The organism is Bradyrhizobium sp. IC4059 (assembly GCF_020193615.1).
Classification (GTDB): Bacteria; Pseudomonadota; Alphaproteobacteria; order Rhizobiales; family Xanthobacteraceae; genus Bradyrhizobium; species Bradyrhizobium yuanmingense.
In genome coordinates, this window is the sequence record NZ_JADYVH010000003.1 from 281,937 (window position 1) to 294,703 (window position 12,767).

General features: G+C 65.8%; 10 protein-coding genes and 3 pseudogenes. 12 read left to right on the plus strand and 1 reads right to left on the minus strand.

Translation table 11 applies throughout. The annotated features are described in order from the left end of the window. Positions 1-355 precede the first annotated feature (355 nt). From I6F12_RS11545 to I6F12_RS11605, 12 genes and pseudogenes are all read left to right on the plus strand, one after another. Positions 356-715 (plus strand): annotated as a pseudogene (locus I6F12_RS11545) (transposase); the annotation flags it as partial. A 69-nt stretch (positions 716-784) separates the two neighbouring features. Further along, positions 785-953 (plus strand): annotated as a pseudogene (locus I6F12_RS11550) (IS256 family transposase); the annotation flags it as partial. An 851-nt stretch (positions 954-1,804) separates the two neighbouring features. After that, positions 1,805-3,007, plus strand: coding sequence for a cytochrome P450 (locus I6F12_RS11560; RefSeq protein ID WP_225156282.1), 1,203 nt, complete (start codon positions 1,805-1,807; stop codon positions 3,005-3,007). Positions 3,008-3,088: 81 nt separating this feature from the next. Continuing rightward, entirely contained in the window at positions 3,089-4,378 is a 1,290-nt protein-coding gene (locus I6F12_RS11565) for a cytochrome P450 (RefSeq protein WP_225156565.1), read from the plus strand. 1 nt (position 4,379) lies between these two features. Beyond that, complete coding sequence (locus I6F12_RS11570) at positions 4,380-4,670, plus strand: ferredoxin (RefSeq protein WP_225156284.1); 291 nt, start codon at positions 4,380-4,382, stop codon at positions 4,668-4,670. A 4-nt stretch (positions 4,671-4,674) separates the two neighbouring features. Then, the gene (locus I6F12_RS11575; protein WP_225156286.1) at positions 4,675-5,520 is read left to right on the plus strand and encodes an SDR family oxidoreductase; all 846 of its coding nucleotides are present in this window, start codon (positions 4,675-4,677) and stop codon (positions 5,518-5,520) included. Further along, positions 5,520-6,863: a cytochrome P450 gene (locus I6F12_RS11580; RefSeq protein WP_225156288.1), complete on the plus strand. Its 1,344-nt coding sequence runs from the start codon at positions 5,520-5,522 to the stop codon at positions 6,861-6,863. The genes I6F12_RS11575 and I6F12_RS11580 overlap by 1 nt, the downstream gene beginning before the upstream one ends. 154 nt (positions 6,864-7,017) lie before the next feature. After that, positions 7,018-8,016 carry a polyprenyl synthetase family protein gene (locus tag I6F12_RS11585; RefSeq protein WP_225156566.1) on the plus strand — a complete coding sequence of 333 codons (999 nt, stop codon included), beginning with the start codon at positions 7,018-7,020 and terminating at the stop codon, positions 8,014-8,016. Positions 8,017-8,210: 194 nt separating this feature from the next. Further along, positions 8,211-9,758 carry a hypothetical protein gene (locus I6F12_RS11590; protein ID WP_225156290.1) on the plus strand — a complete coding sequence of 516 codons (1,548 nt, stop codon included), beginning with the start codon at positions 8,211-8,213 and terminating at the stop codon, positions 9,756-9,758. Next, positions 9,755-10,642: a hypothetical protein gene (locus tag I6F12_RS11595; protein WP_225156292.1), complete on the plus strand. Its 888-nt coding sequence runs from the start codon at positions 9,755-9,757 to the stop codon at positions 10,640-10,642. Before I6F12_RS11590 ends, I6F12_RS11595 begins: the two co-directional genes overlap by 4 nt. Before the next feature lie 459 nt (positions 10,643-11,101). Continuing rightward, positions 11,102-11,326, plus strand: a pseudogene (locus I6F12_RS11600) (4-hydroxybenzoyl-CoA thioesterase); the annotation flags it as partial. Positions 11,327-11,505: 179 nt separating this feature from the next. Beyond that, entirely contained in the window at positions 11,506-11,940 is a 435-nt protein-coding gene (locus tag I6F12_RS11605; RefSeq protein ID WP_225156295.1) for a hypothetical protein, read from the plus strand. A gap of 38 nt (positions 11,941-11,978) precedes the next feature. On the opposite strand, the gene I6F12_RS11610 is transcribed toward I6F12_RS11605, so the two are convergent. Beyond that, a complete protein-coding gene (locus tag I6F12_RS11610) occupies positions 11,979-12,737 on the minus strand; it encodes a class I SAM-dependent methyltransferase (RefSeq protein WP_225156297.1) in 759 nt (252 codons plus the stop codon). Positions 12,738-12,767: the final 30 nt, after the last annotated feature.

Consider the following 12,767-nt stretch of genomic DNA (forward strand, 5'->3'; position numbering starts at 1 on the left):
AGCCATCCGGCCGAGATCCGGTTTCTCGCCAGTCTTTGCGGGACGCGAGGATCGCCACGTTCTCGTTGATGTCAACTCTGTTTCGGATCGAGCGCACGAAGTGGCCTCTTCGATCGGTGGATCTGGCCGAAGGCGCAACAGAGGCGTCACAACGTTCATCCCCTGCCGCCTGCGCCGTCATTCCTCGAGAAGAAAGTTACTCCTTTGCTGTCGAGGCCCTGCGGGGTGCGCCGTCGATCGCCTCCGGCCTGTCGATCACCATCGAGGCCGCAAAGTGCGGGCTCGGAAAACAGAGGCCAAGGAGGACTACCATGGCGACCATCGGCACCTTCAAGACGACCGGCAACAACGAGTCCGGGCGCTCTATCTGCCAAATGAATGGACGGACGACCCCGCTCGCCTGAAAGCGGCGCATGTCCCGAGCGATGTGGGCATTGCGACGGAGCCGCAGATCGCGCGTCGAATGGTCGCTCGCGCCGTCGCCGCAAAGGTGCCGTTCTCGTTCGCGGCGGCGGACAGCGTGTATGGCACAGGTGAGATCGAAACCCTGCTGCGCAAGGCGGGAAAAGGCTATGATCTGGGGTTCTTACAATCACGTGTTCGTTCCTGGGGCAAGCAGCAGCCTGTCGCCGGCACCGCCTCCGCGATCGCGCAGAGCCTTCCCGAGAAGGCCTGGCACCGCTCGGCGTCCGGCGAAGGGACCAAAGGTCCGCGCTGGCCGGTGGTCCGGCGAGTCGCGGGTAGGGTCGGGTTGTTGACACCAACCTGATTCGAGGAACTACCGATGCGCGACGAGATGATGAACCTCGGACGCTCGCGGAGAAGACTACTGATGCGGATCTGCGGCGGGAGATGATCGGCTTGCCGCCCAGCTACTGATGGAGCTGGAAGTGCAAGGCCAGACCGGAGCGGCCTACGGCCAGGAGGATCCCGAGCGGCTGGCGCAGCGCAACCGCTAGGAGAGGTGGGCTTCGTTTTCCGTAATAGCTAGCGCCGACATCGGAGTGGCTTCCGGCGAACCACACCTGCTGCAGCCAATCCGCATGCTTGAAATTCGCGCAAGGGCTGCCCCGCATACTCAGCGCGAGAGCAGGCGTTTGTCGGGCACTTGCTGGGCCGGTTGTCGACATTAAGACTCAATGCCAGAAACCTGACACTACGCGCCGCTACGAAGTGTCTGCTGAGCCTGCGAATTCACTTCGGCACGCGATTTGCTCTGTTCACGGCATCGTCGCCAATCGCACTGCGATCGTCTTCGGGGACCGACCGCCGCGTTCGCGTCTGGTCCCCTCCGACGGTTTGCTGTGGCAGTGACTTGGCGCTCGGTGTTGACCGAGAAAAATGCAGGCAAGTGTTGGATGCGATCTAGAGTGCTTCTTTTGGGAGCCGCAAAAATTGCGCCCGTCGCAAGCGGTGCAACCAAAACGGCGAACCTTGAGCCCGGAGTGAAACTGCCACCGGCGGTGTGGGACTGGTCCGGGGGCTATATTGGCGGACAGGTACGGTCGAACCTCCTTCACCAATCCCTGCGGTCAGTCGATCTATGGCGATGCCGACAGGTTCGATGTCACCCGGCACAGCCCGCACCTGTCGATTGGCCACGGGCCGCATTTCTGCTTGGGCGCTGCGCTGGCCCGCCTGCAATTGCGATGCGCCGTCCCCGCGCTGTTCGTGCGACTGGAGGATCTAGCGCTGATCATCGCCGCGGAGGACGTCGTCTACATGCCGTTTTACGTCATTCGCTGCCCGCAGCGCCCGCCGGTCACCTTCCGCCCTTCCATCGCTCAGAGAGTGAAGTGCCACCATGTCCGAGCAACCCTTGCCGACGCTGCCGATGTGGCGCGTCGATCACATCGAGCCCTCGCCCGAGATGTTGGTGCTATGCGCCAACGGTCCGATCCACCGCGTGCGCTTCCCGTCCGGGCACGAAGGCTGGTGGGTGACAGGCTACGACGAGGCCAAGGCGGTGCTGTGTGACGCGGCGTTCCGGCCCGCGGGAATGCCGCCGGCGGCATTCACCCCAGATTCGGTGATTCTCGGTTCGCCGGGCTGGCTGGTCTCGCACGAGGGGGGCGAGCATGCCCGGTTACGCACGATCGTGGCACCGGCCTTCAGCAACCACAGGGTGAAGCTGCTCGCCCAGCATGTCGAGGCGATCGCCGCGCAGTTGTTCGAGACGTTGGCGGCCCAGCCCCAGCCCGCCGACCTGCGGCGCCACCTCTCATTTCCCCTTCCGGCCATGGTCATCAGCGCGCTGATGGGCGTGCTCTACGAGGATCACGCCTTGTTCGCCGGGCTGTCCGACGAGGTGATGACGCACCAGCATGAAAGCGGCCCGCGCAGCGCGTCGCGCCTGGCTTGGGAAGAACTGCGCGCCTACATTCGCGGCAAGATGCGGGACAAGCGCCAGGATCCGGGCGACAATCTGCTAACAGATCTGCTCGCGGCGGTTGACCAGGGCAAGGCGACCGAGGAAGAGGCGATCGGCCTGGCGGCGGGCATGCTGGTGGCAGGCCACGAGAGCACCGTCGCGCAGATCGAATTCGGCCTGCTGGCCATGTTCCGCCATCCGCAACAGCGCGAACGCCTGGTCGGCGATCCATCGCTGGTGGACAAGGCGGTGGAGGAAATCCTGCGTATGTACCCGCCGGGCGCGGGCTGGGACGGCATCATGCGCTATCCGAGGACTGATGTGACCATCGCGGGCGTGCATATTCCCCCGGAAAGCAAGGTGCTGGTCGGCCTGCCGGCGACGTCGTTCGATACGCGCCATTTCGTCGACCCGGAAATCTTCGACATCGGACGCGGCGGAGAGCCGCACCTGGCGTTCTCTTCCGGGTCTCACTCCTGCATCGGCGCGGCGCTGGCCAGGCTGGAACTCAAGGTGGTGTTCGGTTCGATCTTCCAGCGCTTTCCCGCGCTGCGCCTGGCCGTGTCGCCCGAAGAATTGAAGTTGCGCAAGGAGATCATCACTGGTGGGTTCGAGGAGTTCCCGGTGCTCTGGTGATGCGCCGCGGATCGCGATCTTCTCCGCAACTGCCGGCGCGCCTGGCGCGCGCCCGTCAGATCAGCCAGCCAACAGGTAACCATCAACGTGCAAGAAACCACGGCAGCATGCCGGGACGCCTTCGCCGAACTGGCGTCGCCAACCCGCATCCACGACCCGTATCCGTTCATGCGGTGGTTGCGCGAGCACGATCCGGTGCATCGCGCGGCGTCGGGCCTCTTTCTGTTGAGCCGCCACGCCGATATCTCCTGGGCGTTCAAGGCCACGGGCGATGCGTTTCGGGGACCGGCGCCTGGCGAACTGGCGCGCTATTTCCCGCGTGCGGCGAGAAGCCTGTCGCTCAATCTGCTGGCGTCCACGCTTGCGATGAAGGACCCACCGACGCATACGCGTCTGCGCCGGCTGATCTCGCGCGATTTCACCATGCGCCAGATCGACAACCTGCGGCCGAGCATAGCGCGCATCGTCGCTGCGCGACTGGACGGCATGGCGCCCGCGCTGGAGCGCGGGGAGGCGGTGGACCTGCATCGGGAATTCGCGCTGACCTTGCCCATGTTGGTCTTCGCCGAACTGTTTGGTATGCCCCAGGACGACATTTTCGGGCTCGCCGCCGGCATCGGCGGCATTCTGGAAGGCCTGAGCCCGCACGCCAGCGATCCCCAACTCGCCGCGGCGGACGCGGCCAGTGCCAGAGTGCAGGCCTACTTCAGCTGCCTCATACAGCGCAAGCGCACCGATCCCCGCCACGACATCGTGTCGATGCTGGTCGGCGCACATGATGATGATGCCGACACGCTGTCGGATGCCGAGTTGATCAGCATGTTGTGGGGCATGCTGCTGGGCGGCTTCGCCACCACTGCTGCGACCATCGACCATGCGGTCCTGGCGATGCTGGCGTATCCCGAACAGCGGCACTGGCTGCAGGCAGACGCCGCGGGGGTGAAGGCATTCGTCGAAGAAGTCCTGCGCTGCGACGCGCCCGCGATGTTCAGCTCCATTCCGCGTATCGCCCAGCGTGACGTCGAACTGGGCGGCGTGGTGATCCCGAAGAACGCGGACGTGCGCGTGCTGATCGCGTCCGGCAATCGCGATCCGGACGCCTTCGCCGATCCCGATCGCTTCGATCCCGCGCGGTTCTACGGCACCAGTCCAGGCATGTCGACCGACGGGAAGATCATGCTGAGCTTCGGCCACGGCATTCACTTCTGCCTTGGTGCGCAACTGGCCCGGGTGCAGTTGGCCGAGAGCCTGCCGCGGATCCAGGCCCGCTTCCCCACGCTGGCATTGGCCGAGCAGCCGACCCGGGAGCCCTCGGCCTTCCTTCGGACGTTCCGCGCGCTGCCGGTGCGGCTGCATGCGCACGGGAGCTGAGATGCGCGTCACTGTCGACCAGGATCTGTGCGGAACCAGCGGGCAGTGCGTGCTGACGCTGCCGGGCACCTTTCGCCAGCGCGAACCGGACGGCGTGGCCGAAGTGTGCGTGGCGAGGGTCCCGCAGGCGCTGCACGCCGCCGTGCGGCTCGCGGCCAGCCAGTGCCCGGTCGCCGCCATTCGGGTCATCGAAAGCGACTTTGGCGATGGCGAGCGCGCCAGCGCCGACCCTGCGCCTTCTCCAGCGGAGGCCGAGCGGCATGCCGCGAAAGACCAGCACAATCTAGGATGACACGATGGGACGGTTTGAAGGCAAAGTGGCCGTGGTGACCGGCGCCGGCGCCGGCATCGGCAAGGCATGCGCCCTCGCCATCGCGCGCGAGGGCGGCAGAGTGGTGGTGGCCGACATTGAGGGCTCGGCGGCTATCGCCTGCACCGCGCAGATCGCGGCCGAAGCGGGCCACGCGCTCGCCCTGGCGATCGACATCGCCGATGCGCAGGCGGTGGCAGCGCTGTTCGAGACGGCGGAGCGGCACTTTGGTGGGGTCGACCTGCTGGTGAACAACGCGAGCGCGATGCATCTGACCCCGCGCGACCGCGCGATCCTTGAGCTGGACCTAGCGGTCTGGGATCAGACCATGGCGACCAATCTGCGTGGCACGCTGCTCTGCTGCCGGCAGGCCATCCCCCGGATGATCGCCCGCGGCGGTGGCGCGGTCGTCAACATGTCGTCGTGCCAGGGGCTCAGCGGTGACACCGCGCTGACATCCTACGCCGCGTCGAAGGCGGCGATGAACATGCTGTCGGCCTCACTCGCCACCCAGTACGGTCATGCGCAGATCCGCTGCAATGCGGTTGCGCCGGGTCTCATCATGACTGAGCGACTCCTCGCCAAGCTGAACGCGTGCATGCAACTGCATCTGCGGCGCCACCAGCTCCTGCCGCGCGTCGGCCGCCCCGAGGACGTGGCCGCGCTGGTGGCGTTCCTGCTCTCCGACGATGCTGCGTTCATCACCGGCCAGGTCGTGTGCATCGATGGCGGCATGCTGGCGCATGTGCCGACGTACGCCGACGGTGGCAACAGCCGCGCCGCGCGGCCTGCCGGCGAGACCGCCGAAGCGGACGCGACGCCGCGCTGCTGATGGACATGCTGCTCAACCCGCTGAACCGTCGGCATCGGCTGCGGCACGACATCCCGGTCGTGCCCGGCGCTTTCCCGCTGGTCGGGCATCTTCCCGCCATCGCCAGAGACCTGCCGCGCCTGCTGCGGCGCGCGGAACGGACGCTGGGTAGCCAGTTCTGGCTGGATTTTGGCCCTGTCGGCCACCTGATGACCTGCATGGATCCGGATGCTCTCGCACTGCTCCGGCACAAGGACGTGTCCTCGGCGCTGATCGAAGACATCGCGCCCGAATTGTTTGGCGGAACGTTGGTCGCCCAGGACGGCATCGCGCACCGGCAGGCGCGCGATGCGATCCAGGCGGCGCTTCTGCCCAAGGGGCTGACACAGGCCGGCATCGGCGAGCTGTTCGCGCCTGTCATCCGGGCGCGCGTGCAGAGGTGGCGCGACCAGGGCGACGTCACCATCCTGCGCGAAACCGGCGATCTGATGCTCAAGCTCATCTTCAGTCTCATGGGAATCCCCGCGCAGGACCTGCCGGGATGGCATCGCAAGTACCGGCAACTGCTGCAGTTGATCATCGCGCCCCCGGTCGACCTGCCCGGACTGCCCTTGCGGCGCGGCCGTGCCGCCCGCGACTGGATCGATGCGCGGTTGCGCGAGTTCGTCCGCGCCGCGCGCGAACATGCCTCGCGCACCGGGTTGATCAACGACATGGTGAGCGCCTTCGATCGCAGCGACGATGCGCTTTCCGATGACGTTCTGGTCGCCAATATCCGCTTGCTGCTGCTTGGTGGTCACGACACCACCGCCTCGACGATGGCCTGGATGGTGATCGAGCTAGCGCGGCAGCCTGGGTTGTGGGACGCCCTGGTCGAGGAGGCGCAACGCGTAGGCGGGGTGCCGACCCGGCACGCGGACCTGGTGCAGTGTCCGGTCGCCGAGGCGCTGTTCCGCGAGACGCTGCGCGTGCATCCGCCGACGCCGCTCCTAGTGCGTCGCGCACTGCGTGAATTGCGACTCGGCCAACGGCGCATTCCTGCGGGCACCGATCTGTGCATCCCGCTGCTGCATTTCTCGACCTCGGCGCTGCTGCACGAGGCGCCCGATCAGTTTCGGCTGGCGCGGTGGCTGCAACGCACCGAACCCATCCGGCCGGTGGACATGCTGCAGTTCGGTACCGGCCCACACGTCTGCATGGGCTACCACCTGGCATGGCTGGAACTGGTGCAGTTCTGTATCGCCTTGGCGCTGACCATGCACGAGGCCGGGGTGCGACCGCGGTTGCTGAGCGGCGTCGAAAAAGGCCGGCGCTATTACCCGACCGCACATCCGTCCATGACTATCCGCATCGGATTCTCATGAGCTGGCATCGCATGCCCCGTGTGGTGAGGCAGCGGTGCCGGCGACGCGCGGCATTGCTGCACTCGGCCCGCGCGCTCGGTGCGAGGCCCGCAACACCGCGGCGGCTCGCCGCTCGCCGTGGCCGTCTCCTGGCAGGTACAAGGACATGAACAACATGCAGACCGGTTCCACGCCACACGACGACCGAGCTGGCGTTTCCGCGAACGGCGGATTGGGCGCGCAGGCACGCGGCGCATCCGGCAGGCTGCTGCCCGAGATCTGGATGCAGGACGGCGCAAAGCGGGTCGAACAGGCGCTGGCGCGTCTTCTCTGCGCCGAAGACGACGGTGAGACCGAGCTGATGGCGGCGATGCGCTACGCCACCTTGCATGGCGGCAAGCGCACGCGCGCCTTGCTCTGTTTGGCTGCCGGCGCACTGGCCGACACGCCGGCGCACATCCTCGACGACGTCGGTGCCGCCATCGAGATGATGCACGCCTGTACGTTGGTCCACGACGATCTGCCCGCGATGGACGACGACGTGCTTCGCCGCGGCCTTCCGACCGTGCACGTCAAGTTCGGCGAAGCCACCGCGATCCTGGTCGGCGATGCGCTGCAGGCGCACGCCTTCCTGACCCTGGCGAGCCTGGATGCGCCGGGCGACAACCGTATCGCGCTCGTGCGCGAACTGGCGCAGGCGGTGTCCGCCGAGGGTGCCGCGGGCGGGCAGGCCATGGATCTGTCGCTGGTTGGAAAGCACGTCGAGCTGGACAGGATCCTGGTGATGCACCGGATGAAGTGCGGAGCGCTAGTGCGCGCATCCGTTCGCATGGGCGCGCTATGCGCCATCGCGGAGGATGCCGCGCACGCTGCGCTGTACTGTGCGCTCGATCGCTACAGCGCCTGTTTCGGCCTGGCCTTGCAGGTGATCGACGACATTCTCGACGCGACAGCGGATACCGCGACGCTGGGCAAGACCCCCGGCAAGGACGCGGCGGCGCGGAAGCCGACCTGCGCGTCGATCATGGGGCTGCAGGCAGCGCGCCAGTTCGTGCTGGATCTGTTGCGCGACGCGGGGGAGGCCGTCGCCCCGTTGGGGCCGCGTGCGGAACGGTTAGCGCAGATCCTGCAGCGGGCCAACGCGTATCTGTTCAAGCACGCGCCATGCGCATGAGCGCACCCGTCCGCATGGCGTCGGCCCTGTGCCGGTGCGATCGGCCGGCGGCAGCGGTGCATGCTGCACTGTGTCCGAGTCCGCGGCGCCGATCGCAGCGGTTGCCCAGCACGGCCCGCGACGGGCCTGCGGCGACGTGCGCGGCGTCTGCCCGATCTGGTTCCCGTCAACCGTCTGCAGAAGGAACATCCCGCGTGAACGCGCTGGCTGAACAGATCCTTTCCGAATTGCGCCACCTGCTAAGCGAGATGCGCGATGGCGGCAGCGTCGGTCCATCCGTCTACGACACGGCGCGAGCTCTGCAGTTCCACGGCAACGTCACCGGTCGCCAGGACGCATACGCGTGGCTCATCGCGCAGCAACAGGCCGATGGCGGATGGGGAAGCGCGGACTTCCCGCTGTTCCGTCATGCGCCGACGTGGGCGGCGTTGCTGGCTTTGCAGCGTGTCGACTCTCTTCCCGGCGCTGCCGACGCTGTCCAGGCTGCAACGCGGTTCCTCCAGCGCCAGCCCGATCCCTATGCGCATGCGGTGCCGGACGACGCGCCGATCGGCGCGGAGCTCATCCTGCCGCGGTTTTGCGAAGAGGCCACATCCTTGCCGGGCGGCGAGGCGTTTCCGCGCCACCCGGCGCTGTTGCCGTTGCGGCAAGCGCGGGTCAAGCTGGGGGCCGTGGCGACGTTGCCGAGCGGCCATCCGTTGCTGCACTCCTGGGAAGCCTGGGGGGCGTCGCCGACCACCGCATGGCCAGATGATGACGGCAGCATCGGCATCAGTCCGGCGGCCACCGCCGCGTGGCGTGCGCACGCCGTGACACAGGGGAGCACGCCGCAGGTCGGGCGCGCCGACGCGTATCTGCAGGCGGCATCGCGAGCGACGCGCAGCGGCATCGAAGGTGTCGTTCCCAACGTCTGGCCGATCAATGTGTTCGAGCCATGCTGGTCGCTGTACACCTTGCATCTGGCCGGTCTGTTCGCGCATCCCGCGCTCGCCGGGGCGGTGCGCGTGATCGTCGCGCAGCTCGATGCCTGCCTGGGCGTGCGCGGTCTGGGCCCGGCCGTGCACTTCGCGGCAGATGCGGACGACACCGCCGTTGCGTTGTGCGTCCTGCGCCTTGCAGGCCGCGCCCGGGCGTTCGATGCGTTGCGCCATTTCGAAATCGGCGAGCTGTTCGTCACCTTCCCCGGCGAGCGCAATGCCTCGGTGTCGACCAACATCCATGCCCTGCATGCGTTGCGACTGTTGGGAAAGCCCGCCGCCGGCACCAGCGCCTACGTCGAGGCCAATCGCAACCCGCACGGTCTCTGGGACAACGAAAAATGGCACGTTTCGTGGCTGTATCCCACCGCGCATGCGGTCGCAGCGCTGGCGCAAGGCAAGCCGCGGTGGCGCGACGAGCGCGCGCTGGCGGCGCTGCTGCAGGCGCAGCGCGACGACGGCGGCTGGGGCGCCGGTCGCGCGTCCACATTCGAGGAAACTGCCTATGCGCTGTTCGCCTTGCACGTGATGGACGGGAGCGAAGAGCCGGCAGGGCGGCGGCGCATTGCGCAGGCGGTGGCGCGTGCGCTGGAGTGGATGCTCGCCCGCCATGCGGCGCATGCATTGCCGCAGACTCCGCTGTGGATTGGCAAGGAACTGTATTGCCCCACCCGGGTCGTGCGCGTGGCCGAACTCGCCGGGTTGTGGCTGGCGCTTGGTTGGGGGCGGCGCGTCCTGGCCGAGCGAACAGGAGCGGCGCCATGATTCAGACTGAACGCGCGCTGCAGCAGGTGCTGGAGTGGGGGCGTTCCCTGACCGGGTTCGCCGATGAGCACGCCGTCGAAGCGGTCAGGGGCGGCCAGTACATCCTGCAGCGCATCCACCCGAGCCTGCACGATATCAGCGCCCGCACCGGCCGCGATCCGCAGGACGAAACGCTGACCGTGGCGTTCTATCGCGAACTGGCGCTGCTGTTCTGGCTCGACGATTGCTACGACCTTGGCCTGATCGCGCCGGAGCAGCTCGCCGCGGTGGAGCAGGCACTGGGGCAGGGCGTGCCGTGCGCGCTCCCCGGATTCGAGGGGTGCGCTGTGCTGCGCGCTTCGCTGGCCGCGCTCGCCTACGATCGTCGCGACTATGCTCAGCTTCTCGACGATACCCGGTGCTACTGCGCGGCGCTGCGCGCTGGACACGCACAGGCGGCAGGGGCTGGACGCTGGTCCTACGCCGAGTACCTGCACAACGGCATCGATTCGATCGCCTACGCGAACGTGTTCTGTTGCCTGTCGTTGCTGTGGGGACTGGACATGGCGACCTTGCGCGTGCGTCCGGCGTTTCGCCAGGTCCTGCGGCTCATCTCCGTGATAGGGCGTCTGCAGAACGATCTGCATGGACGCGACATGGACAGCTCGGCCGGCGAAGCCGACAACGCGGCGATCCTGCTGCTGCAGCGCTATCCGGCTATGCCTGTGGTGGAGTTCCTCAACGACGAGCTGGCCGGGCATACGCGCATGCTGGATCGGGTGATAGCCAAAGAACGCTTTCCCGCGCCCTGGGCACCGTTGATCGAGGCCATGGCGACCATCCGCGCGCAGTACTACCAGACCTCGACGAGCCGCTACCGCAGCGACGCTGCGGGAGGAGGCTAATGTGCGCCGGCCTGAACGCGCGGGATGCGGCGGCGTGCGCGTGCTGCCGTCGGTCCGATCCGACGCAACACCGTCGCCCGATGCGACGGATGCCCTCGTTGTCCACCATGTAATACGCAGTGGTAGAGAGTCCTTGGGAAGTGGATAGTTGGTCTATGGATTGCCGATGAAAGGGGCTGCCATCGCTCATCGCGAAATCCCAGAGATGCGGCTTCGGCAGCAGCAGAACTCCGCTTACGTTCTTGTGCGCGCTGTGGTTGGATGCCCGCAATACGCGTTGACGATAGATCTTCGATATATTCGTCCGAAGTCGACGTCAGCAGCGCAACGCCTGCCGCATTCAGGCCCATGACTCAGCTTCCGGCAGCTCGAGCCAAGCTCAAGATTTTGGCGCTTGCTCAGAAGACCGCCTCTGTGTGAGACAAGTGTCCCTGTACGCGCAATAAGAGGAACCGCGCTGTGACAGTCTCTCTTGACGGCAAAGTTCGAGACGGACGGCACTACATGCAGGTCCGTGTCTACTTTGAAGATACCGACGCCGGCCAGATTGTTTATCACGCAAATTTTTTGCGTTTCATGGATCGTGGCAGAACGAATTACTTGCGCCTGCTCGGCACCAATCAGAAGGCGCTGCTCAAGGAAACGCGGAACGATGCGCCAGGCTTCGCCTTCGTTGCCCGTTCCTCCGTCGTGCAGCAGCACCACATCCGGCAATCTCCAGCATGGTGATCAGCGAGCGGTTGGTGTGCCCTTTGAACTCCGCCAGATCGGCCGCCCAACCGCACATCGACTCACTATCCATTCTAGCCGATCACGTATGGAAGGCGCGACCGTCAGACTTTTATCTCACGGAGACCACCACCATGATCATCTTCGGACCACTGCTTGCCTCGTCGGCATCTGCTTGCTGGCTGCTGTTCACGCTCGCTGTCTTCGCACTGCCCTTCTTCGTTGGCCTGACGATCGGCACCTGGACCTTCCACACCGGCGCCGGAGTGCTCGGTGGCGCAGTAGCAAGGCTCATGGCGGGCGGTGCAACCATTTGCATTGGCCAACTCGCGCTCGCCTTCCTCCCATGGACTTGGCTTAGAATCTTGATCATCCTCATCTATGTCGCGCCTGCTACCTTCGCCGCTTACAGCGCGACGCACGGAATCGCCCAGATGGGGATATCTTCACCCCCGTGGCAGACGGTTTTCGCAGTCGTCGGGACCGTTGCCGTCAGCAACACGGCCTTGGTTCGCTTCACCGGGATGGCCGCAGACGAACCAGCAAGACAACGCGTGACGCGGGGCTGACATCAGTACTGGCCGGCAAGACCTAGTCAGACCGTATATTACAAAGGCTTCGAAGCACTACCGGCGATCGATGTGGACGCAGACACAATCAGCATCATAGGACGCTCCAGTTCTTCGGCCAATTGCGGCACCTGCTGAATCTGCTCGCGTGTCGGGGCAAACTCCTCGACCTGCCGAATCTGAAAACCCGCGCTGATCAGCGTATTCAGGGTAGTGCCAAGCGTCCTGTGGTATTTCAGAACGCCCTTGGCGAACCAGTCCGTCCGACGTTCACCCTCGACGGAATATCGATTGACCGGCCAAGTTTTGCGGCCCTCCTCATCGGAAATCCAGTGCGCATGCGCCGCTGCCATGAAGATCGGATGCTCAATCGTAAAGACAAAATGCCCTTCAGGAACCAGTGCTTTGCGGATCACATGCACGAGGCGGCCAAAATCCTGAACATAGTGAAAGGTCAGCGCGCTGTAGGCGAGGTCGAAAGCCGTCTCAGGTAGGTCCAGCGTGTCGAGATCGGCGATGCGATACTCGATGGCCGTATCCGCTGTGTCTCTCCTGGCACGCTCGATCATGTTTTGCGACAGATCCAGACCCAGAACCGAGGCCGCGCCCTGCTCGCGCATCCAGCGCGAGGCCCAGCCGAAGCCACATCCCAGATCGACGACACGTTTGCCGCCCAGATCGGGCAGCATAGCCCGGATCGCGGGCCATTCAGGGGCGCCGTCCAGCCCATGCACCTGTCGGGGCAACTGGCCGTAGCCAGCGAAGAAATCGGGATCGTCGTAAATATTCTGCGCCATGTCTGCCTACTACTCGGCTTTTCGCTCTGC

Bases quoted from the DNA above. Each gene is read 5' to 3' on its own strand.
- I6F12_RS11560 (WP_225156282.1), top strand. From the start codon at position 1,805: ATGTCCGAGCAACCCTTGCCGACGCTGCCGATGTGGCGCGTCGATCAC.
- I6F12_RS11570 (WP_225156284.1), top strand. From the start codon at position 4,380: ATGCGCGTCACTGTCGACCAGGATCTGTGCGGAACCAGCGGGCAGTGC.
- I6F12_RS11585 (WP_225156566.1), top strand. From the start codon at position 7,018: ATGCAGACCGGTTCCACGCCACACGACGACCGAGCTGGCGTTTCCGCG.
- I6F12_RS11575 (WP_225156286.1), top strand. From the start codon at position 4,675: ATGGGACGGTTTGAAGGCAAAGTGGCCGTGGTGACCGGCGCCGGCGCC.
- I6F12_RS11580 (WP_225156288.1), top strand. From the start codon at position 5,520: ATGGACATGCTGCTCAACCCGCTGAACCGTCGGCATCGGCTGCGGCAC.
- I6F12_RS11595 (WP_225156292.1), top strand. From the start codon at position 9,755: ATGATTCAGACTGAACGCGCGCTGCAGCAGGTGCTGGAGTGGGGGCGT.
- I6F12_RS11605 (WP_225156295.1), top strand. From the start codon at position 11,506: ATGATCATCTTCGGACCACTGCTTGCCTCGTCGGCATCTGCTTGCTGG.
- I6F12_RS11610 (WP_225156297.1), bottom strand. From the start codon at position 12,737: ATGGCGCAGAATATTTACGACGATCCCGATTTCTTCGCTGGCTACGGC.